Source organism: Streptomyces sp. AP-93 (genome assembly GCF_022808175.1).
Taxonomy (GTDB): Bacteria; Actinomycetota; Actinomycetes; order Streptomycetales; family Streptomycetaceae; genus Streptomyces.
Map to the genome: position 1 here is coordinate 27,427 of NZ_JALGBX010000041.1, position 22,565 is coordinate 49,991.

The 22,565-nt window shown below is 64.2% G+C and carries 17 protein-coding genes and 1 pseudogene; 13 read left to right on the top strand and 5 right to left on the bottom strand.

Annotated features, from left to right (window positions below; translation table 11 throughout):
• Positions 1–49: 49 nt before the first annotated feature.
• Positions 50–2,170 (bottom strand): AIPR family protein, encoded by a 2,121-nt coding sequence (locus MTF69_RS39980; RefSeq protein WP_243341717.1) that lies wholly within the window; start codon positions 2,168–2,170, stop codon positions 50–52.
• 248 nt (positions 2,171–2,418) lie between these two features.
• Here MTF69_RS39980 and MTF69_RS39985 point away from each other — a divergent pair, with 248 nt between their 5' ends.
• Together MTF69_RS39985 and MTF69_RS39990 are read left to right on the top strand one after the other, a co-directional pair.
• Positions 2,419–2,724, top strand: coding sequence for a transposase (locus MTF69_RS39985; RefSeq protein ID WP_243341718.1), 306 nt, complete (start codon positions 2,419–2,421; stop codon positions 2,722–2,724).
• A 170-nt stretch (positions 2,725–2,894) separates the two neighbouring features.
• Positions 2,895–3,140 carry an IS3 family transposase gene (locus tag MTF69_RS39990; RefSeq protein ID WP_279346836.1) on the top strand — a complete coding sequence of 82 codons (246 nt, stop codon included), beginning with the start codon at positions 2,895–2,897 and terminating at the stop codon, positions 3,138–3,140.
• A gap of 156 nt (positions 3,141–3,296) precedes the next feature.
• On the opposite strand, the gene MTF69_RS39995 is transcribed toward MTF69_RS39990, so the two are convergent.
• The 4 genes from MTF69_RS39995 to MTF69_RS40010 all read right to left on the bottom strand — a co-directional run bounded on the left by MTF69_RS39995 (position 3,297) and on the right by MTF69_RS40010 (position 9,951).
• Positions 3,297–4,430, bottom strand: coding sequence for an acetyl-CoA carboxylase biotin carboxylase subunit family protein (locus tag MTF69_RS39995; protein ID WP_243341720.1), 1,134 nt, complete (start codon positions 4,428–4,430; stop codon positions 3,297–3,299).
• Between the two features lie 422 nt (positions 4,431–4,852).
• The gene (locus MTF69_RS40000) at positions 4,853–6,106 is read right to left on the bottom strand and encodes an ATP-grasp domain-containing protein (protein WP_243341721.1); all 1,254 of its coding nucleotides are present in this window, start codon (positions 6,104–6,106) and stop codon (positions 4,853–4,855) included.
• A 507-nt stretch (positions 6,107–6,613) separates the two neighbouring features.
• Positions 6,614–8,080: an NAD(P)/FAD-dependent oxidoreductase gene (locus MTF69_RS40005; protein WP_243341722.1), complete on the bottom strand. Its 1,467-nt coding sequence runs from the start codon at positions 8,078–8,080 to the stop codon at positions 6,614–6,616.
• 575 nt (positions 8,081–8,655) lie between these two features.
• The gene (locus MTF69_RS40010; protein ID WP_243341723.1) at positions 8,656–9,951 is read right to left on the bottom strand and encodes a cation:proton antiporter; all 1,296 of its coding nucleotides are present in this window, start codon (positions 9,949–9,951) and stop codon (positions 8,656–8,658) included.
• A 1,401-nt stretch (positions 9,952–11,352) separates the two neighbouring features.
• Here MTF69_RS40010 and MTF69_RS40015 point away from each other — a divergent pair.
• The 11 genes and pseudogenes from MTF69_RS40015 to MTF69_RS43990 all read left to right on the top strand — a co-directional run.
• Entirely contained in the window at positions 11,353–12,534 is a 1,182-nt protein-coding gene (locus tag MTF69_RS40015; protein WP_243341724.1) for a pyridoxal phosphate-dependent aminotransferase, read from the top strand.
• A 69-nt stretch (positions 12,535–12,603) separates the two neighbouring features.
• Positions 12,604–13,779: a LeuA family protein gene (locus MTF69_RS40020; RefSeq protein ID WP_243341725.1), complete on the top strand. Its 1,176-nt coding sequence runs from the start codon at positions 12,604–12,606 to the stop codon at positions 13,777–13,779.
• Between the two features lie 13 nt (positions 13,780–13,792).
• Positions 13,793–14,065: a prephenate dehydratase domain-containing protein gene (locus MTF69_RS43985; RefSeq protein WP_374325501.1), complete on the top strand. Its 273-nt coding sequence runs from the start codon at positions 13,793–13,795 to the stop codon at positions 14,063–14,065.
• Positions 13,974–14,267, top strand: coding sequence for a prephenate dehydratase domain-containing protein (locus tag MTF69_RS40025; RefSeq protein WP_308401515.1), 294 nt, complete (start codon positions 13,974–13,976; stop codon positions 14,265–14,267). Before MTF69_RS43985 ends, MTF69_RS40025 begins: the two co-directional genes overlap by 92 nt.
• A 120-nt stretch (positions 14,268–14,387) precedes the next feature.
• Positions 14,388–16,316 carry an FAD/NAD(P)-binding protein gene (locus tag MTF69_RS40030; RefSeq protein ID WP_243341726.1) on the top strand — a complete coding sequence of 643 codons (1,929 nt, stop codon included), beginning with the start codon at positions 14,388–14,390 and terminating at the stop codon, positions 16,314–16,316.
• A gap of 42 nt (positions 16,317–16,358) precedes the next feature.
• Entirely contained in the window at positions 16,359–17,573 is a 1,215-nt protein-coding gene (locus MTF69_RS40035; RefSeq protein WP_243341727.1) for a cytochrome P450, read from the top strand.
• A 46-nt stretch (positions 17,574–17,619) separates the two neighbouring features.
• Positions 17,620–18,681: an iron-containing alcohol dehydrogenase family protein gene (locus MTF69_RS40040; RefSeq protein WP_243341728.1), complete on the top strand. Its 1,062-nt coding sequence runs from the start codon at positions 17,620–17,622 to the stop codon at positions 18,679–18,681.
• Between the two features lie 58 nt (positions 18,682–18,739).
• Complete coding sequence (locus tag MTF69_RS40045; RefSeq protein WP_243341729.1) at positions 18,740–19,747, top strand: taurine catabolism dioxygenase TauD; 1,008 nt, start codon at positions 18,740–18,742, stop codon at positions 19,745–19,747.
• Positions 19,748–19,841: 94 nt separating this feature from the next.
• Entirely contained in the window at positions 19,842–21,242 is a 1,401-nt protein-coding gene (gene leuC / locus MTF69_RS40050; protein ID WP_243341730.1) for a 3-isopropylmalate dehydratase large subunit, read from the top strand.
• Between the two features lie 14 nt (positions 21,243–21,256).
• Positions 21,257–21,859, top strand: a complete 603-nt coding sequence (gene leuD / locus MTF69_RS40055) for a 3-isopropylmalate dehydratase small subunit (protein ID WP_243341731.1) — start codon at positions 21,257–21,259, stop codon at positions 21,857–21,859.
• Positions 21,860–22,100: 241 nt separating this feature from the next.
• Positions 22,101–22,432 (top strand): annotated as a pseudogene (locus MTF69_RS43990) (transposase family protein); the annotation flags it as partial.
• Between the last annotated feature and the right edge of the window lie 133 nt (positions 22,433–22,565).

A 22,565-nucleotide genomic window follows, 5' to 3' on the forward strand; every position in this document is an offset into this window, starting at 1 on the left:
GCGAGGCCGATGCCAAAAAACTCTCTGGGAACCGCCGCCGGCATCCCCTTCAGCCGCCCGCCGGCCCGTCCTGCACATCAATTCCTTCGCTTTGCCGCACCTCGTACGCGAGGTCGTCGAGGGACCCCTGGCCAGCTACGAACCATCGGACGGTGCCCTGCGCCGCAGTGTCCACCCCAGATGCCTCGCACCGCATCTTCCGGGCCAATCCGCTGGGCGAGTACCACTCCCCGTCCGCCTCCCATCGCAGGGGGTTGCGGCCGTTGTCGTTGTTCCAGGTCGCGCGGGACCGCTCAGGGTTCTCGGCGAGCCAGTCCGTCATCTCGCGCCGTTCCGGCTTAGTGAACGGTCGGAACTCCAGAACCGTGCCGTCCGGGATCCGACGTGCGACGGTCAGGGTAGTTACGGCATTGACCTGTCGGCCGCGCTGCTCGGTCGCTGTGACCTGGTACCCCTCCCCGAGCGCGGGTGCGAGACTCTCGGAGTCCAAGCCTCTCAGTGCAGCCCGCACCACGCGTTCAATACGCTCGGCGTTCCGGACAGCGGCGATGATGTGGCTTTTCTTCCCGTACTCCTCGTCGATAGCCCGCAGCACCCACGCGAGAGTGTCCTGCACCAGCTCGGGCACCTTGGCAAGCTCTGCCGCCCAGGCGAAGTCGGGGTCCTCTATGGCGGTGGTACCCAGGCGGCGGAAGACGATGTGGGTGACGAGGAGGTCTCCGTGGGAGGCGGCCGCGTCCGCGCGCCAGAGCAGGCCTTCGCGGAGCGTCTGCAGCTCGGCGCGGACCGCGCGGAGAAGCTCCACGGAGCGCCAGACCCGGTACACATTCGGTGACGGGCCGAAGATCTCCTGGTAGACGTCGTCCTCCCAGAGACCTGCGAGGTTCTGGTCGCGCTTGGCCACGGCCGCGAGCTGCGCGTTCGGACTGACGGCGGCCAGCGCCTCGGCCGCCTCCATGATCGAGCAGCCGTGCGCCGGGGCCGGCGTTCGCTCGCCGCGCTTGATGACATAGCTGCGGTGCAGCAGCAGGGCGAAGTCGTCGCGCAGCTGGACCTGGCCTTGGTCGAGGGACTTGAAGTCGCGCTCCTCGATCGGGTTCTGGGTGTTCGTGGTGGTGGTCACCTGGTCGCCGAACCCGGGCGGGCAGTCCTCCAGGGAAATCAGCCGGACCATGACACGGCCGATCTGCGCGGTGTCGGGGTCCTTGGTGAACGCCCGGTGGATAGCACTTACGGTCTGCGCGCCGTTGACGACGCTGGCGCCGGTGAGCTTGAAGTCGCCGACCTTGCCAGGGACGGCCCGCCCGACCGGCTTGATCGTCTCGCAGAGCATGGTGATGCCGTTGCTGAAGTACCAGAAGTGCTCAGGCTGTTCCAGGAGGGTGTTCTGGATTTTGACGTTGACGTCGGTCAGGTCGAGAGAGTCCCGGATGTTCCGGGCGAACAGTCCGCGCCGGTGCTCGCCGTACAGGTCGGCGAGGTCGGGCGCGGTCATGGTGCCGTAGAGGGCCTTGTACGGCGTCGACTCCTGCACGAAGCCGTCGAGCCGGACCGTGGTGTCGATCTTCGGGGCCGCGGCGTCGCCCAAGATGGCCCGGTGGAAGTCGCGGAGGTCGAGGACCTTGACCTCGACGACATCGGAGACTCGATTCTGCTCATCGACTTTCTCCGTCAGCAGCGCGTGCACGTTTGGGTCGAGAGGTGTAGTCCGCATCAGAGCCAGCACCAGCGTCACCTTCGGGATGCCGATCTCGAACGCTTGCTGGAGCTCGGGGACCAAGTGCTGGAATCGGCTGTTGAACCGCGAGTAGGCACGGTCGAAGAGTAGGTCGAGGCCGCGGAACATCTTGTGTACGGCCTCTTCGTCGAAGCCGCCCTTGGCCTTATCGCTCCACTTGGCTTGTACCAGGCAGATCCGGGACTGAGGCGTGCCGACCTCCACCGACATCGCGTCCAGGCCCCGGTCGTCCTGGCCATCGAAGACGCGGACGGCCGCGGTGCGGGCAGTGACCTGGTGCTCGATCTGCACGGCGAGCGCGGCAAGACCCCTGCTCAGGAACGCCTGCTGGCGCTGGTCTTCAGCGAACTTCGCCTGGTCCGCCATGTCGATCAGGCCCGTGAAACGGTCTTCGATGGCCTTGCGGACATACTCTACGTGCAGCTTGCTCATGCCCCACTCCCGTCAATGCTCCCCAGGGTCAACACCCTATCGGGCTAAGATCACTCGGGCCCGCTCTTCTTCAGCGCCAGCTCAACGCAGGCAGCCTCGGAGGGGCGGCGCGTCGGGAGTATCCGGCTTGGGACGGTGCTGGTTGATTTCAGTCCTCGTCCGGGGTCAGCCGAAGCGATGAAGTTCCCCCTCTGAGCTGGACAGCCTGATACTGGGACGGACAGTCCCGGAGGAAGCAGTCCCAGGTAGTGAGCAAGAAGAGCAATACGAGCAAGCGGTACACGGCCGAGTTCAAGCGCGACGCCGTGGCCCTGGTGCACTCGTCGGGCAAGACGGTCACCGAGGTCGCCCGGGAGATCGGCGTCAGCCCCGAGGGACTACGGAACTGGGTCAACCAGGACAAGACCGACCGCGGCCAGGGGCCGGCGGGCGCGCTGACCACGGCCGAGCGCGAGGAACTGGCGCGCCTGCGCCGCAAGGTCCGCGAGATGGAACAGACCATCGAGGTGCTGGGAAAAGCGACCGCCTTCTTCGCGAACCACAAGACGAAGTAGACGCAGCCACGCGCTACGCGTTCGTCGACGCGGAGAAGGCCGGCCCCGACCGCCCGGACGGCTACAGCGTCTCGCTGCTGTGCCGGGCCCTGAAGATCTCCCGCTCCGGCTACTACGCCTACCTCGCCGCCCGTCCGGCCGCCGCCGTCACAGCGCGCGAGGAGGACGAGCTGGTGGCCGAGATCCGGCAGATCCACGAGGAATCCCGCCGCGCCTACGGCGCCCCGAGGATCACCGCGGCCCTGCGCCGAAAGGGCCGGAGGATCAACCGGAAGAAGGTCGAGCGGCTGATGCGCGAGCACGACATCCGCGGGATCACCCGCCGCAAGCGCCGAAACCTCACCAAGGCAGACCGCAAGGCGGCACCCTCCCCGGACCTGGTCGGGCGAACCCAAACCAAAACGATCAGTAATTGATCGGCAGCTCCCTGCCCTCGCACCACAGGCAAAACCCTCACGTTGATTCTTTACGGGCCCTTAGCGGACCCGCGAGTTGTACGGCCAAGAGCGTGACACGTGAGTTCCACACCAAACGAGACGACGCCTAATTCGGCGACAATCAGAAAGGACGTGTCAGTTCGACCACTTGGTGTTGTCATAGAACCACTGCGTGGCCTGCACGAGATTCTGCTGAACATCCTTTTCGTTCTCGCCGCCTACAATGATCGTGGCGACTTCGCCATTCGTGCCACGCATTGCTGAGTAGCGCCTGCCTGCCGGGCTGGCCTGGTAGTCAAGAACCCAGTCGAAGGGGCACTCATGCGGGATTTCCTCGAGGAATCCCAGCTGAGGAGAGAAGACGACATGGCCAACAAACTGCTGCTGCAGCTCTTCGGTTACCGGCCACTGTGGAACCCCGCGACCGCAGAAGGCCCGTACCGCAGCCATCTTGAAGTCAACACCAAATCCCAAGCGGCTCTCTTCATACACCGAGAGGCCGCCGATGCGTGCTCCGACCTCTCCCATGACCAACGTGCCGTCTGTGCTCTCAAAGATCTCAACGTAGAACATGCCATCGGGACCGAAAGGGAGCGCTTTTTCCAGAAGGTTCCGACTGAACGCGACGATCTTTCGCGAGAGCTCACTCTTTGCGTCCAGCAGGACGCTCGCCAAGTGTCGACCGTGGAGGAAATCGAGGTGAGTGCCAACATAGCGCCCCACATTCATGAAGTGACACTGTCCGTCAGCATAGAATCCATTGATGTGGTATTGCTCACCGTGAACGAACTCTTCGAGCAACAGTTCGCGCATCATGTCGACGGCGGAGTTCGAGAAGCATCCCCCCTCTAGGATCCGGTCGAGCTCTTGCTCTGATTCGATTACGTGTGTGTTCATGGACCCCGCGCCGCAGAAAGGTTTCAGCACGACTGGGTAGCCAACCTGGTCAATAAAGTCGGCGATCTCCAGTGCATTGGTGACCTTTCGGTCGCGAGGCACTGGGATTCCGTTCTCAGCGGCACGCTCCTTCATGAGCGACTTGTCTCGCATGTAGACGGCGTCATTCGGCAGCAAGCCGGGTATACCGTGACGTTCACGGAGTGCGGCGGCACGCATCACATCCGATTCGGTCATGGCCACGATCCGACTGAAAGAGCCGGCAGTGAGCAAGGCGTCAGCAGCCTTCAATACCTTGTCGTTGGCCGAGTATTTGGGGAACCCGTGAATAGCGGCAAATGCGGCGCCGTAGCGTTCGGTTAGCCACGTCATGTCATGATCTTGATCAACTCCTGTCACAAGGGTTGCGGAGCCTCCAGTGGCTTCCAGCCACTCCTGAGGCGTGTTCCGCGTAAGCACTTTAAGGTTGCAGAGAATAAGAGTCGACATAGTCTTTTTCTGGTCGGTCTTGATGGGGTGTTTATGTTGAATGCCGCGCGGCCAGTGACCACGCGCTATGGTCTCGCTCGGCGGACGTGGCAGCGGAAAAGGGCCTCTGGTGTCGGGCCGCGCCTATTAAAATTGGACCTCTGCCACGAAGGTCACGTAGGTCTTGCCGAAGGTTAGTTCGCGCACAGCCAACTGCTGGATCCGTTGACTGCAACCTCACCCCATTTGGTGTGACATTCGAGCATAAACCGCAATCAATAGTGGCGATTTGAACCAGGTACCCTCTCGGCAACGCGCCGCTGGAGCTACGGCGTCTGCGGTTGGACCTCGAATTCCAGTGCGTCTACGCCGGCCTGTGCGCGAGTGGCCGCTTCTTCGGGAGACCATCCGAGCGCCCAGACGAAGGCGGCACGAGATCCTGAACCGGTGAGCTGCGTCAGTATCGATCCGGATTCCTTCAACACCGTGACCTCCTGGACTCCGGGTAGCATCCGGGCCGTATCGACACCGTTCACCGCCGTCACCCGGCCGATGGTGGACGGCACGGCGTAGCGGATGGCTGCGCACTGCTTGTCGACTGCTGCTTCGTAGGCATCGACCGCGCGGATGGCCTCGGCCAGCACCTGCTGGCCGAGGTAACGACGTGCCGCCGCCTCCGGCATGTCGACGTCCTTAACGGCGGCCACCATATTGGTGATCCGATCGCCACCACATCGCAGGTGCGTCTCCACGATGCGTACGTCGTCCGCGGTCACGATGATCTCTGTGTGTGTCGCGGTGTCCTGTACTCCCAATGCGTTGAGCATGCGGGTTACAGTGTCCGCGATACGGTCCGCGGCTTCCGGCGCCAGCGGAGCTGGCACTATGTGACCGAGCTCGATGAAGTGTTCACGGTCCACGGACTTCTCCGTGATGGAAACGACGAGGTGGTGGCCATCCTCGCTGAGGCATTCGACGCTGTACTCGTCGCCCATGTGGAAGCGCTCGACGATGAGGTCGGTCGAGTCCAGGTCGTGGGTCCCTGAGGAGCTCCAGGCGAAGGCACCGTCGAGATCGTCCGGGCCGGTCAGGCGGCTGATGCCCTGGCTCGAGATGCCGCGGCGGGGCTTGCAAATCAATGGGTATCCCAGCCGCCCTGCTGCTGCGCGCAAGTCTTCGGGTGACTTCACGAGTTCGCAAGGGGTGTCGTCGACGCCGGCGGCCTGAAGGCTACGTCGCATCTGGAATTTGTCCCCCACAGTCAGGACAGACTCGAGGCTGTGCCAACGTATACCGAGGTCCGCGGCGATGATCGCGGCCTTGTCCAGATCCTTCTCGGTGAAGTTGGCTACGGCGTCGATCGGGTCCAGGGCGTGGATCGTGCGGGCCAGAGCCAGCCATTCGTCGTCGCCTGTGTCATCGGGAAGCACGATGACACGGGCGAACTTTTCCATGTCCCATACCCTTTGCCACATTTCCTGCCGGGTGATGAGGCTGATCCGCAGGCCTGGGGATACGCTTCGCGCCCGGTCGGGCTGGTCTTTCGCACCGGTGACAATGAGAAGGTGCTGACTGCGCACGGATTCGGTCTCCTCTTCTTGGCGAATGTGCGGGGGACCCGCAGGGCTGCTTTTTCGATCCAAACGGTGTGTTATGGGACCTCTGCGCGGCTTCCGGTAAGCGCTTCTCAACGTCCTCCTCACTGGATCCAGCCACCAGCGACAAGGAGACATCGTGGTTGGATCCGCGCATCAGTGAGCATCTCTGTCATACCGGCTTGCACTCGTAGTCCAGCACCACGCGAAGGGCGCAACGCAGGAATCTCTGAACTACCATTTCGCATCCGCGCAGAAGCCGTCGATCCGGTACTGCTGCCAGCGGATGAACTCCTCGGACAGCAGTACCGGCATCTTATGGACGATGAACCCCGAGAGCGTGGCCAGCAGCGAGGACCTTGTCCAATTCCTGCTCCGACTCGATGACGTACGCGTGCATATGGGCTGGATGGGAGGGTCAGCCGCAGCACGGTCGTCCGTGGCACTGGACCTGCCGTCCGGCGGCCGTCCGCTCCCGCGGCCTGTGCGCGGTCAGGCGTTGAGGCCCGCCTTCCCTATGCCCAGCCGGGGCTCCATGACCAGGTAGAAACCATTGTCCACGTCGTACAGGTCGTTCGTGTCGATGGCCGTGTCGGGCGTCAGGCGTTCGTGCGGGTCGGCCGCCAGGCGAGCGCGCTCCTGGGCCTCCGCCGCGGCGTCGAGCAGTTCCTGCACAGGTGACTTCCGCTGCTTCTGGTCCGTGATCACCTTGTCAATGGACTCGCTGGCCTTGCCGCTTGTGTCCGCGGCCTCGCGCAGGTCGGTGGTACCGGAGATGATTTCGCCGAAGGCTACGTCGGGGGTGTTCTCCGACACCTCCTCGTCCCTGGCCAGGGAGTTGGCGAGAGCGAAGTATCGGTCCTTGCCGGCGTGCTTCTGGTAAAAGCCGGATACCAGAGTGAAGAGCCGGACATAGGCGTTACGGAAGAGCGTCTCGTAGAAGGACTGGGCTTCGGTCTCCGTGACGTCGCCGTGGCTGAGGGCCGAGATGGAGGCGGCGGCCAGCAGGCCGCTGTACATGGCCAAGTGGACGCCGGTGGACAGCAGCGGGTCGAGGAAGCAGGCCGCGTCGCCCATGAGGAAGTAGCCATCGCCGCAGAACCGGTCAGCCACGTAGGAGAAGTCCTGCTCCACACGTGCCTGGCCCTGGAAGGTGCCCTGCGCCATGAGGCCCTCGACGGTGGGGGATTCGGCGATCACGGCCAGGAGCATGTCCTCGGTAGAGGTGAACTCCTTGCGTCGCTCGACGAAGTTGGTCTTGTGGGTGACGAAGCCCACGCTGAAGCGCTTTCCGCTGAGCGGAATCACCCAGTACCAGCCGTCGTCGGAGGAGACGACATTGATCCCGCCAGCGGGGCTGTTGGGAAGCAGCTCGCCGCCGTCCCAGTAACCCCAGATCGCGACATTGCGGAAGATCTCGTGAGGCTGGCGGTTGTTCAAGTGCTGCGCCCCGATCAGCCCGGCGCGGCCCGACGCGTCGAGGACGAAGTCTGCGCGGGTGGTGAGGGTTTCGCCACTCTGAGGGTCGACCCACTCCACGCCGGTGGCGCGGTCATCCTCGAAGACGACCTTCTTGACGCGGGCTCCCTCGACGACGTCAACACCGCTCTCCCGGGCGTGCTCGAGGAGAACCTGGTCAAAGTCGGCGCGCTCGACCTGCCAGGAGCGCATGTCGGGGCCGAACTGCTGGGTCCAGTCAATGACCCAGTCGTCTTCCTTGCCCCAGCGCAGCAGCGCGCCCGACTTGGAGGTGTAGCCGCGAGAGTTGACCTTCTCCAGGGCTCCGAGGTAGTCGAGGATTCCGCGACAAGAGGTCGTGATCGACTCACCGATGTGGTAGCGCGGGAATACTGCACGCTCGAGGAGCTTCACGGACATGCCCGCCCTGGCGAGAAGTGCACCGGCCGTTGATCCAGCGGGCCCTCCGCCGATGATGAGAACTTCAAGTTTCTTGCTCACAAAACCTACTCTCTTGATGTGTGGTCGTGTCCAGTCTCAGCAGGGTTCACGCCTCTGCGAGAAGACGCCCGTCTGGTACGGAACGCGGGTCTGACCAATCTTCTTGATCGCCGTTGGTCACTGATTCAGGCAAGTGACGAGAACTGCTCGCGAAGGCGCAGAGATATGGCGCATGGCTTGCCGGGCGGGATTTGATTGGGGCAGCGTGCAACTGCCGATACGTGGCGAAGATCGCGCAATTGGTCACTGATTCGGCAGGAAAGGCCGGACCTTCGTCTGCGTGAACTCGATGACGTGCGTTCAGAGTTGATCCTGCACATTGGGAATGTCGGATGTCAAACCGAAAGGGATCACGTCTGCACCCGCAGCAGACTTCGAAGGGCTTCAATATGGGCTGGCGAAGGAATCTCACGGAGTCTTTTGTGCGACGAAGGCGTAGCTGATGGCTCTTGAAGCTGCGGCAGGGAATGGGCGCAAGTCTGCCCTGAAGCCGGCGGGGACGCCGCAGAAGGCGTGCGAGGGCCGTGGACGGCTGTGCCCGCGTTGGGGGTGGTGTGGTGGTGCGCAGTCTGTTCTCAGACCCGGGCGTCCGGTGTCTGCTCGACCGGCTTCCAGTCGAGCATTGACCGGTCCTGCTGCCGAAGCTGCTCTTCGGCCGTGCATTCGATGCGGCGCATGCTCCAGCGCAGGATGGGCGGCGCCATGAGCGACGTGGCAATGGCGACGAGAACGATGAGTGTGTACGACGTCGCGTTCAGTACGCCGATCCGCAGTCCCACAGTCGCGATGACGAGCTGGATGACACCACGGGCGTTCAGCGCCCCACCCAGCGCGATGGACTCCCATGCGCTCATGCCCACGGCCCTGGCACCTGCGAAGGCGCCCGCGACCTTGCCGAGCACGGCGACCAGCAGCAGCGCTGCCGCAGCCGCCAGCGCAGTGGGATTCGCGAGGGCGCCAAGTTCGATGCGCAGGCCGGCGGTGGCGAAGAAGAGGGGGGCGAACACCGCCAGGACTACGGTGCGCAGGGGGGCGAGTCGCGCACGCACGCCTCGGGGGCCCGAGCCAATGAGCATCCCCGCGAGAAAGGCACCGAACATGGCCTCTAGGCCCAGCGCATGCGTGGCGGCCGCCGACAGGAGCACGAAAGCGGTCGCACCACCCACGACAGTTGCGGTGTCGGAGGTGCGCTCGGCGGCGTTCATCACCCGGCTGACGAGAGGCCTGAGGATGAAGAACGTGACGGCCAGTACCAGGGCCGTGGCGAGCAGCGGAGCGACGATGCTGTCCTGACCGGTTCCGCCGATGGCCATCGCCGACACCACGGACAGCAGGATCCAGCCGATGACGTCGTCCACCATTCCAGCGGCCAAGGTGATCTGGCCGACGTTGCGGTGGATGAGGTTCATGTCGGTGAGTATCTTGGCGATCACCGGCAGAGCGCTGACGCACAGCGCGACGGCGAGGAAGAGCGCGAACACGAGGCGGTCGGTGCCGTCGGGCACGAGGCTGGCAGGAGCCACCCAACCGGCGGCGAAGCCGAGGCCGAAAGGCAGTACCAGACCGCCGAGGCCCACGCTGAGGGCGGTGGTTCCGCGACGGCGCACCAGCGAGGCGTCCATCTCCATGCCCGTGATGCCGACCAGCAGGAGGATGCCGACCTGGCCGAGCGCATCGAGCAGGTGGAACTGTCCGGCATCGCGGGGCAGGAGCCACTCCGCAGCGGATGGCGCGATGTTACCCAGCACGGTGGGCCCGAGCAGGATGCCGACACATAGCTCTCCCGCCACGGCCGGCATCCGAAGCCGGATCGCGAGCCGTCCGCAGAGCACGGCGAACAGTACGAGTACTCCGGCCTGGAGTAGGAACACGAGTAGTTGATGGGCCGGGAGCGGTGGGACCGGGGGAGCGGCAAAGGGCATGGGTTCAATCTCCGGGTGCGGTGCGCAGTGTGCGGCGGAGAATGCCGCAGGCGGTGTTCTGGACACGTGGTCGTACGAGTCGCTTGGGTGAGTCCGACGCCGCCACCCGGCGTCGTGGACTAGACGGCGGGGGCCTATTTGTCACCGGTACTGATGGTGATGTGGGAATGGCGGCCGCGGCCGTATCGGCGGTGAGGCTGTGGGAACCCACCGCCAGGACGAATCTCTGTCGCCCGAGCCACCTGCTACACAGAGAGGGGAACGGCATTCGCCTTCGTGGACCGAGGCGCTGGCTTGCATGATGGAGGGCACAGTCCGGGCCGCGTCGGATCCGGTGATGCGACTGACCCTGCCGGAAGCGAAGGAACGTGATCGCGGCGCCCTGACGCGCCCGCACGAGAGGTTGGGGCGTGTCTCCCGCGAGTAGGCTCCGGGCCGTCCACACGAGGCTGAATCTGTGGGCCCCGCTGATCAGTTCGCAGACGTTGTCCCTGGGAGCACGCGCTCCTCCGGCGCAGCTCGCTCTTCGGCCGGCATGCGGAATCCGCGCCTCAGGTCTCCCTTCACGGAACGGGGGCCGGTGGCACGGTGGCGACGTGAGGAACAGAGCGGCACGAGGACGGCGTTATGGATCCGCTTCCGAAACGGCCTGACTTGCCTGCGTCCATCCGATGGACGAGGCTGCCGCGAACGTCCCAGGCATGCAGTCGACTCGTGGCTACGGCAGGGGCGTCGGCCCGCCACGGCTCGTGCACGGAGTCAGCGGACGCGCCGTAACAGCCTACGGGCGCGGCAGACTTTCGCGAACCGGGCGAGATGTCTTCGCTGAAGCATAAATAGTTCCTCGTACCACTGTCTGGCGGGTCGCTGACAGGGGCAGAATTCGTGAGCCGCCTCGGCATTTGTAATTACCCTCACGGCGGCATCATTTTATTTTCTTTTGGACTTTTTTAAGATCATTCCACACTCAAGAAAACGACGCAACGGGGTGTGATGCACTCCACAGTTTCGATCGAGATGTTGAATGGGGGGCGCTTTTGTCCGGATGTAAGGGGCCCGTGCGGATGTCAGGGCTGCCGATAGCGCACCCCACGGATCACCAAAAATAGGTCAACGAAAGGTAAAGGTAGGCGTAGAAAGATGGACATATGGTGGACATCTGGGGTGAACGGATTGTTTCGCAGAGGTTGACAGGTGGCTGCAGGGGTGATCATGATTCGATACGTCACCGAGTAGCTGATGTCATAGGAATTGGCGTGCTCATATCGGGACGTTGCGGGTGAGGCTGAGGCCCCTGCATTCTACGGCGACTGACTGCCGTTCTCATGAGAAATCTCGAAAGGCGCCCCTGTGGAACATCGCATTGCGCGAAAGCTCGCCCGCATCGAGCGATCCGCGACGATGGCGCTGGCCGACCAGGCCCGCTCGCTGAAGGAGAGCGGACGAAAGGTAGTGAACCTGGCCGGCGGCGACCCGTACTTCACGACACCGGGGCACATCATGGACGCGGCCCGGGGTGCGCTCAACGAGGGGTTCACGCACTACACGTCGAGCCGTGGCTTGCCTGAGCTGCGTGTTGCCGTGGCCGATCATCTCCGGCATCGATTCGGGGTCACACGTGATCCAGCTCATGAGATCGTCATCACGCCATCGGCCAAGCATGCGGTCTTCGTGTCCCTCATGGCGGTGCTTGATCCCGGCGACGAGGTGTTGATTCCCACGCCGAGCTGGGTGAGCTACGGGCAGATGGTGCGCCTTGCCGGAGCCGAACCCGTTTCTGTCCCGCTGCGCGCCGATGATGGGTTCACGCTCTCGCGGGAACTCTTGGAAGCGAAACTGACGAGAAAAACGACAGCGATCGTGCTTAACTCGCCGACCAATCCGACCGGCAGAGTGCTAAACGCATCCGAACTGCGTGATGTTGCCGACTTCTCAGCGGCTCACGATCTGGTCATCATCTCTGATGAAATCTATGAACAAATCGTCTTCGACGAGAACAGGCATCACTCTCCGTCCGAATATCTCGAATGTGCGGAACGCACGCTAACTGTCAGTGGATTTTCGAAGAGCTACGCCATGACGGGTTGGCGACTTGGATATGTTTCCGGCCCGCAGAGTCTCATGAATGCCGTACTTAAAGTCCAGGAGCACTCGGTCGGAGAAGCTGGATCCTTCATTCAGCGGGGAGGCGTGGCTGCGCTGACGGGCGACCAGTCACCGGTACGGCGCATGGTAGAGCAGTACAACCGCCACAGGGAATGGGCGCACGCAGCTCTGCGTCAGGTGCCTGGCGTTGAATGCGCTCTTCCCGAAGGGGCCTTCTATATCTTTCCCGACGTGTCTGGGCTCGGCTTTGGCGACTCCTACTCCTGCGCTCAATGGCTCATCGAGGAAGCCGGAGTCGTCGTCACCCCTGGTTCCGCCTTCGGACCTGGCGGCGAAGGACACATTCGGCTGTCGCTCGCGGCGTCCACAGCCACGCTGAAAGCCGGAGTCAGCCAGCTGTGCGGCGCCCTTTCCACGTTCAACTGAGCACCTGACTCCGTATCCACTTGCACGGGAGGAAACATGCAGCATCAGTCGACGTCCAAGAGGATCCGCGTGTTCGACACGACCCTGCGCGATGGGGAGCAGGCACCGGCGAACGGCATGACACCGGACCAGAAGCTGGAGATGGCTCTGCGTATCCAGGCATTGGGGGTCGACTGCGTGGAGGCGGGCTTTCCCGCCTCCTCCCCCAGCGACTTCGAGGCCACGCGCAAGATCTCTCGCGCCCTCACCAACTGCCGGTTCGCCACGTTTTCCCGGACCCGCCGCGAGGACATCGACCTCGCGGTCGAGGCTGGCGGCACCGAGAACCATGAAGTGCAGATGGTGGCGACCGGCAGCGACATCCACCTGAAGTACAAGCGCGGTATCAGCCGCGCCGAAGCCGTCGCGGAAGTCTCCACGGCTGTTGCGCATGCGGCCGCACTTGGAATTACTCATATATCCGTGGGGATCGAGGACGCCAGTCGCAGCAACGACCGACTTCTCAAGGAACTCACGGAGACAGCGGTCTCGTCCGGGGCTACCTGCATCATCCTTGCGGACACCACCGGCTGCATGGTCCCGCAGGAGTATGGCGAACTCATCGGCAAGATCCGCAGCTGGGTACCGGACACCATCCGTGTCTCCACCCACTGCCACGACGACTTCGGGCTCTCCCTCGCCAACGCCCTAGCTGGACTCGAGGCCGGCGCGGACGAAGTGCAGGTCACGCTCGGGGGAATCGGGGAGCGCGCAGGCAACACTCCTCTGGAAGAACTCGCGGCGGTTCTTTCCTACAAGAGCAACTTCTACGGGATGCACACCGACATTCACCTAGCCGGCATGTACGAGGCGTACACTGCGCTACGCAAGACGATTGCCTTGACGGAACCCCGGAACAAGCCCATCTTCGGGGCCTACGCTTTCGGCACGGTCGCTGGCATTCACCAGCAAGGGATCCTCAGCAACCCGGCAACCTACGAGTACGTGGAGCCGTCCGTGTTCGGTCGCGCGCGATCCCTCCTGGTCGGTCGCCACTCCGGCCGTAGCATTCTGCGTCACTTGCTGGACGACTTGGGCGTGCGTCTCGCCGAGACCGACATCGACGACCTGTACCGCAGGCACATCGCCGAGCGCCGGGGCAGTGACTGCGAGGACCTGGGCATTCTGCGACAGAGGCTCGCCCTTGAGCTCGGCCGTCGTGAGGTGCACCTGGTGCCCATGCTCAAGCCCGAGCTGGCCGGGTGACGAGCGTCGGCACATGAAGTACGCCTCTCTGGGCCCACGCGCAACCTTCACGGAGGCGGCGCTGCGAAGCCTGCCCGATGCGTCGAGGAAGCGGGCGATACCCCACGTGACTGTGCCGGACGCACCCTCAGCGGCACGTTCCGGTGCGAGCGAGTGTGCGGTCGTCCCTCTGGAGAACCTCCGCCACGGCAGTCGTGCCCGCCACTCTGAAGGAGCTCGTAGTCGGATACGGTCTCTGGCACATGCAGGCAGGGGTGCAGCTGCCCGTAACGCTTCATCTCGTTGACGCGGGCGAGCAGGCGCGCGGAGTCATCACTACGGTGCTGAGCCACCCACACGCGCATGCCCAGTGTCGCAAGTGGCTGGACCTGCACATGCCTGATGTCGACACGGCCTTCTCGATCACCACCGCCGATGCGGCACGGATGGTCGCAGATGGCCGTGACCTGAACGCGGCGGCCAGTGGGCCGCCCGGTCCGGGAGCCTGACGCCACAGATGGCCGCCGTGTGCGCCAGCGACCCCGCCTCCCGGTGCCATAGATCCGGCATCGACATTTCTTGCACGAACACCTCCACAGAACTGGCGACACGCACCGATGAGCACATCTTTGGCTACGCACCACACACTGCCGGGTGACGATCCGTGGACCGTCGCCGTCATCGGCAGTGGCCCGCGCGGCCTCGGTGTCCTGGAACGCATGGTGCTGCGCCTCGCCCAGTCGCCGCCGTCGGTCCCGGTGGTCATCCATCTCGTCGACGAGGTCGAGGTGGGCTGTGGGCGTGTCTGGCGAACCGACCAGCCGGCGTACCTACTCATGAACACTGTGGCCGACGAGATCTCCATGTTCTCCGGCTCGCCTGAGCCCGGAGAACGGAGCAGACCGGGGGCGGGGCCTTCGCTCGCACAGTGGTGGCAGCACCACGCCACGGGCTTTCCGGGGCCTAACTCCTATGCCCCGCGCGCCCTGTACGGGCGCTATCTCCACTTTGTGCTCGACAGCATCGAGGCGTCACTGCCGGATCGGGTCACGCTGATACGGCGACAGCAGAGGGTCACCCGGCTGCGGGGTGGCGGTGCCAAGGGCTATCGGCTCGAGCTGGGGGATGGATCTTGCCTGGCCGCACACCGCGTGGTCCTTGCCACCGGTCATGCCCAGCCGAGTCTTACGGGACAGTCTCTGGACCTCCGGGAGTTCGCCTCGCGCCGCCCGCATCTGCGATACGTACCGGCCGGCCCGGCCGCAGAAATGCCCTTGGACGAGCTACCGGGTGGCTCCGCGGTGGGGATCATAGGGCTGGGGCTGACCTTTTACGACGTGATGGCCGCCCTCACGGTAGGCCGGGGTGGCCAGTTCACCGAGACAACGGACGGAGAGCTGCGCTACAGGCCTTCCGGGGACGAGCCACGCATGTTCGCCGGGTCGCGCAGCAGCCTGCTGATGCCCGGCCGAGGAGCAAATCACAAGCCGTTGGACCAGGTATATTGCCCGGTCATCTTCACCGAGCAGCGCGTCGAGCTGTTGAAGGCGGGCCCGAGACTGGACTTCGTCCGCGACATCTTTCCCTGGCTGCGCGCGGAGATGGATCTCGTCTCCACCCTCGCGCACAACCGGTTGGACGTGGGGTTGGCACAGCGGAAGCGATTCGTCTGTGCGGCCGCCATCGAGGCCAAACATACTTGCCCCGACATCGCCGTTCTAGCCGAGCTGCACGGGCTGGTCCCCATGCCCGCCCCCGACCTCGACACCCTGGCACAACCCTTCGGACGGCGCACTTTCGCGGATCAGGAGGACTTCCATCGCTCGCTCCGGGAGGTGATCGAAGCCGACCTACGCGAAGCCAACCTCGGCAACGTCGCCTCCCCTCGCAAGGCGGCCCTAGACGTGTTGCGGGACGTGCGCTGGCTCATTTGCGCGCTCGTCGACTTTGCCACGCTCACCCCCTCATCGCACGAGCGGGACTTCCTGGGCTGGTACGCGCAGCGCAGCGCCTTCCTCGTGTCCGGTCCGCCGCGGATCCGGCTGCGCCAGGCGATCGCACTGATCGACAGCGGCCTGCTGACCGTGCTTGGACCGGACACCCGCTTCACCACGGACGCGACGCGTGACAGCTTCGTCGGACGCTCGGACTCCGTCGAAGGCGCAAGGGTGCTCGTGGAGACGGTGATAGATGCCCGAGTGCCGCCCACCGACGTCCGCCTGGACGGTTCGCCGATGATGGCGGACCTGTACGTCCGAGGGGTCATCCAGCCGCACCGCAACATCTGGAAGCCACCCAACGGTCCGGAGGAAGGGTTCGAGACCGGGGGTGTGGCGGTCACGCACGCGCCATACCATCCTTTGTCCGCCACGGGGGAAGCGGACTGGGGAATCTGCGTCCTGGGCATTCCCACCGAGCACACTCGCTGGTTCATGACCGTGGGCGGGCGTCGTCCCGGTTTCTGGTCGCAGTTCGACCAGGACGCGGACGACGTCGCCAAGAGCGTTCTCGTCCGCACCCGGGTCACCGATCCGGTGCCTGCCCACGCCGGGCAATGAATCAGAGGACCTCGCTGTGCCGGGGAGACGAGAGAAGGATTGATGAGTACCAACATCCAGCAGGGAAAGACGTTTCCGCCGACACGGACCTGTCCGTTCAGCCCTCCCCAGGAGTACGCGCAGATGCGCAGGGAGGAGCCAGTACGCCAGTTCACCCTCTGGAGCGGACAGCGGATCTGGGCAGTGAGCCGGTACCAGGACGTCCGCACGGTCCTCACCGACGATCGGTTCAGCGCGGACATCACGCGTGAGGGATTTCCCCTCATGCGTCCTTCGGTGGGGCTCGCCTTCCGCTCTGTCGGGCGCCGGAACTTCATGCGCATGGATGGTCCTGAGCACAGCAGACTGCGCAGGATGGTCGCGCAGGACTTCACTGCGAAGGCGGTCGAGCGCTGGCGGTCCGAGATCGAAACCCTGACGGATGGCATCATCGACAGGCTTCTGGCCTCCGGGAAACCGTTCGACCTGGTCGCCGAGATCGCCGAGGAGATACCCACTCGGGTCATCTGCTGGATGCTCGGCATCCCTGAGCAGGACCGCGTGTACTTCCGCGACCTCACCCAGCGCTATATGTCGACCCAGTCGACGCCTGACGAGACCAGGCACGTGGTGGAGAGCCTGATCGCCTATCTGGACCGCCTTATCGATGACAAGCGTGAGCGGCCCGAGGACGACATGCTCAGCCGACTCGTCCACGAGCATCTACTCCCCGGTGACCTCGACCGTGAGGACCTCAACGCGACTGCGCGGCTGATGCTCGTCGCCGGCCACGAGAGCAGCGTGAGCATGATCAGCATGGGCACACTGGCCCTTCTGCAGAACCCAGACAAGTGGGAGGCTCTCCGTGCCGATCCGAGTCAGTTGCCGTCCGCGGTAGAGGAGCTTCTGCGGTACTTGACCGTCGTGCACCAGACAGCCGTACGCGTGACCGCGGAAGAGGTCGAGATCGGCGGGGTGGTGATACCACCGGGCCAAGGGTTGATCGCTCTGACCTCGTCCGCCGACCGTGACGCAGACTTCTTCGCCAACCCGGACACCATCGACTGGAACCGCGGGAAGTTGCGTCAGCACTTCGCATTCGGCTACGGGCCGCACCACTGTCTGGGGCATCTGCTGGCCAAGGTCGAACTCCAAGTAGTCTTCACTGCTTTGCTACGCAGGATGCCGACTCTGAGGCTTGCCATACCCTTCGCGGACCTTGAGTTCAAGGACGACCAGTCGATCACCGGGGTCACCCGACTGCCCGTCACCTGGTGACCGGTCGGCGCCTCCACGACCAGTCCGCAAGAAGGAAGAAGAGCCAATGCCGGTCATAGCCCGCATGATTCCCTCGCCCGTCTCAGTAATCGTCGAACACGGTGCGCTGGACGGCCTCCCAGACATCCTGTCCGACCACCGCATCTCGACCACAGGGCAGGTGGCTATCGTCGTCAGTGCCGGATCAGGCGAGGCCCTCCGAGCCCGCTTCTCTCCTCTGCTGCCCGACGCGGACTGGTACACCGTGGCAGACGGCACGATGGCGTCGGCCGTGCGCCTGAGCAGCGAGCTGAAGGGCGGCCGTTACGACGCCGTCGTCGCACTGGGGGGAGGGAAGGTCATCGACGCGGCCAAGTACGCCGCCGGGCGCATCGGACTACCGACTGTCGCGTGCGCCACCAACCTCGCTCATGACGGCATCTGCTCCCCGGTGTCCATCCTCGATGATGAATCCGGTCGCCAGTCTGTTGGTGTGTCTTGTCCAATCGTCGCCGTCGTCGACTTGGACGTGGTTCGTGAGGCACCGTCCCGTTTCGTCGCTTCTGGCGTGGGCGAAGTGCTCTCCAACCTGTCGGCGGTGGCCGACTGGGAGCTTTCCCATGTCCAGACCGGTGAGGTAACCGACGGGCTCGCCACGGCCATGGCCCGCAGCGCGGGACTCGTGATGCTGCGGCACACAGGCGGCATCCACCAGTCCGGATTCGCTGCGCAGCTTGCCGAGTCCCTCGTTATCTCGGGCATCGCCATGAACATCGCCGGCAGCACGAGGCCGTCCAGCGGTGCGTGCCACGAGATCTCCCACGCCTTCGACATCCTCTACCCAACCCGACGCGCCCCGCACGGAGAACAGGTCGGGCTGGGCGCGGCATTCGCTTCCTACCTCAGGGGAGACAAGGAACTCGCGGGCGAACTAGCGCACACGCTGAGGCGCCATGGGCTGCCCGCGACTGCGGCACAAATCCACTTTTCCGCCGAGGAGTTCGCACGAGCAGCCCACTACGCGCCGCAAACTCGTCCAGGCCGCTTCACGATCCTTGAGCACGTCAACCTCAGTGAGGCCGACCTGCGGGCGGCCTACGAGGAGTACCTCGCGCACGTCGGTCTCTGATCCGTCGCGTCCAAGCCATCACGCACCACCCCATTGCTCATCAAAGGAGAGCACCACCGTGCAACCCACCTATATCCTCACCGACTCTGAGCGCGACGAGCTCTTCGCCGCTCTTCAGACTGTCACCGAGAACCCGTACGCGGATTACAGCACCTTCTCCAAGGCGGTCACTGTCCTGCGCGAAGGTCCGCTAGTGCCCTCCGCCTTCGTGGACGCCTGTCACACGATCCGGAGCGAGAGGGAAAACGGTGTCTCGGATGCGCATGCCCTGCGCAACTGCCCCCTGGACGCGGATATCCCGCTTCTGGACCACGATGATCCCCTCTCCGACAAGTATGCGAAGAAGAAGACCTTCGTTGGTGAGACGCTGATGGAGCTGTTCGCTCAGCTCACCGGCACTCCCCTGCTCGCCTACGCCTCCCGGTTCAACGGCGACTTCTTCACCGACGTGGTAGCCATCAACCGCTACAGCGGCAAGCAGACGGGCTTCAGCGACGGCGAGCTCGTCTATCACAATGACAGGACCGCCCACCGCGTCCGTGCCGACTTCATCACCCTGCTCGGCATGCGCTGCCCGAGCGAGGAACTGGTGTATACGGGATTCATCGAAGGACGGGCGCTGCTTGCGCACCTGAGCACGGAAGAGCAGCAGGCCCTGCGTAATCCCTGGTTCGTCACCCCGTTCGACGTCTTTTCCAAGGACAACAACAACAACCTGACCGTTTCGGATGCGCACCCGATCCTGGAGAATAGCCACAGCTTCCGCTATTTGGACAGCCACACCACTGTTGCGCCAGACAGTCCTGTCGATGCGAAAGACGCTCTGCTCTCCCTCAAGAACGCGCTTGCGCGCGCGGAGAAGAAGCGACACCGCATTCTCGTCGGTGACCTCTTCTCCTTCGCAAACCAGGACGGCCTGCACAACCGCGAGAAGATCGACGTGCAGGACGCACAGCGTGCCAAGAGCCGCTGGCTTCTGAAGACGTACGCGTTCCGAGCCGAGAGCAAGGCCCAGCAACACGAGGGGACATGGGTCAACGGCGTCCGCGGCCTAGTCGCTGACTAGGGGAAAGCGATCCGGGACGAACACTCACGGACGCTGTGCGGAGTGCCCGAATACACCCCGTGCCCGTGCCGAGCACACACTCGAAGGAACCACCATGGGCCAGACCCTTGCCCAAAAGATCTGGGACACGCACGTTGTGCGGTCCGTCGACGAGCACACCGACCTCCTGTACGTCGACATGCAACTGCTGCACGAGGTCAACACGCCACAGGCCTTCAGCGACTTGCGTGCGGCCGGCCGGACTGTCCGTCGGCCCGAACTCAACTTGGGAACCGAAGACCACAACACCCCCACCGTCGCCCTCGACAAGACGATTCAGGACCCGGCCGGTCGACGGCAGACCACCTTGATGCGCAGCAACTGCGAGCAGTTCGGCATCCCGCTGCACCGTCTCGGCGACTCCAGTCAGGGGATCGTCCACGTGATCGGTCCCGAACTCGGTCTGAGCCGACCAGGCATGACCGTCGTATGCTGTGACTCGCACACCACCACCATGGGCGCCTTCGGCGCGCTGGCGTTCGGCATCGGCACGGCGCAGGTCGAGCATGTACTGGCTACGCAGACGCTCCTAGGGCGGCGTCCCGGGGACATGCTCGTTACCGTCACCGGTCGGCTGAACCCGGGCGTAACCGCAAAGGACCTCGTTCTGGCCCTCATCGCGCAGATCGGCACGGGCGGCGGGCAGGGCCACATCATCGAGTATCAGGGCGAGGCCCTACGCCACTTGTCCATGGAATCCCGGATGACCTTGTGCAACATGTCCGTCGAGGCGGGGTCGAAGGCCGGACTCATCGCCCCGGACGACGTGACGTTCGACTATCTGGCGGCCTGCCCCGGAATGCTGAGGGGGGCCGAATGGGATCACGAGGTCGCGTATTGGCGTACTCTGCGCTCCGACGACGACGCGGTCTTCGACCGGCATGTCACCATCGACGCCAGCTCCGTGGCCCCCCAAGTTTCCTGGGGTACGAACCCGGCTCAGTGCGTGCCCCTGGACGGAAGCGTTCCCGGCCCCGCGGACTTCCCCGACGAGGCCGATCGGCTCGCAGCCGAACGTGCTCTCGCCTACATGGGTCTCACCCCGGGCACGGCCATGCGGGACATCTCCATCGACACCGCGTTCATCGGTTCCTGCACCAACGGGCGCATCGAAGATCTGCGGTCCGCAGCAGACGTATTGCGCGGCAGGCAGGTCCACCCCGGAGTGCACCTGCTCATCGTGCCCGGCTCGGCCCGGGTCCGCGCGCAGGCGGAAGCCGAGGGACTGGACGAGGTTTTCCACCGTGCTGGAGCAGACTTCCGGCCAGCGGCCGGCTGTTCAATGTGCGCCGCACTCAACGAGGACCGGTTGCGTCCGGGCCAACGCGCCGCTTCGACCAGCAACCGCAACTTCGAGGGACGCCAAGGGAAGGGTTCGCGTACCCATCTCGTCTCACCCGCCGTCGCGGCCGCCACCGCTGTCGCCGGACATCTCGCGCAGCCTGCCGATCTCTGAGCACCAGGAACGCCATGGACCCCTTCGTCACGCACACCGGCACGGGCATGCCGCTACGCCGCAGCAACATCGACACCGACCAGATCATTCCGGCGCGCTACGTGCCGTACTTCAGCTGGCACGGCCACACCAACGCGCTCTTCGCCGACTGGCGCGACGATCCCTCGTTCGTCCTCAACCTTCCGCAGTACCAGGGTGCAACCGTCCTGGTCTCCGGGAACGACTTCGGCACCGGATCCTCTCGCGAGTCGGCCGTCTGGGCCCTGCAGCGGGCAGGGTTCGCCGCGGTGATAGCTCCTCGATTCGGTGACATCTTCTCTGGTAATGCTCTGATGAGAGGTCTCGTCACAGCCACCGTTCCCGAAGACGTGGTTGTGCGCCTGTGGGAGCAGCTCGAGCAGGATCCCTCCACACCCGTCACTGTCGACGTCCAGGGCCAGGAGGTGCGGTGTGCCGGCATCACACAGCCCTTTGCCCTCGACCCCGGTGCCCGGCGCCACCTACTATCCGGGCAGGACGCCGTGGCCGAGACCCTGAAGCACGCCGACGAAATAGAGGCGTACGAACGTCTCCGGCGTCCGCTACTTCCAATGACCCATTTCACGAGAGCAGAGTGACATGAGCGAAGCCCCTGCCGTCGGTGTGGTGATTCCACTCATCACACCAACGGCAGGGGCTTCGTTGGCCCTGGTATTCAGCGGAGTAGGGCGGCCTGACGGATCAACAGCGAAGGGTGCCGCCTGGCCTGATTGATCGGCACGCGGGTGCGGTGCTCCTGCGACGGCTGGCAGGCGGTATGGGGCTGACGCCGCCCTCGCGGGGGTGTTGGCGGCCGGCACTGGAACGGGCCGACGGGACGTTCTGGCTCTGTCCCACCTACGCAAGTACGAGACGTGCGCGCAGTTCGGAGCTGACTTCGGAGCGTCGCAGGCAGCGGCCTGGCGGCTACTTCGACGAAGCCCTCGAGGCGCTCGCCGCATGGGCTGCCCGCACTGCACGAGCCTCGTCGGCCTGGGTGAAGGCGACTTCGTGGCCGTCGCCAGGACGCTGAACCGGCCACCCGAATCCACGTGGACAAGCTGTACCACTCGCAAAGGCACAAGCGGCTCGCGAGTTAAGGTTCAGGTCATCGCCCACCCGGACGGCACACCCTTTGATTCTCCAGAGCTCTTCCGGGTGGCACACCCGACTCGGCACCAAACACCCTAAGATCCCCGACGGAGTCAAGCTTAGCTTGTTTTTTATCTATTGATCCGAAACGGTTTGGGTTCTGGGTCGTTGGTGGTGTGTGAGCGATCTGGTGGGGGACGCGCGGCATCTGTC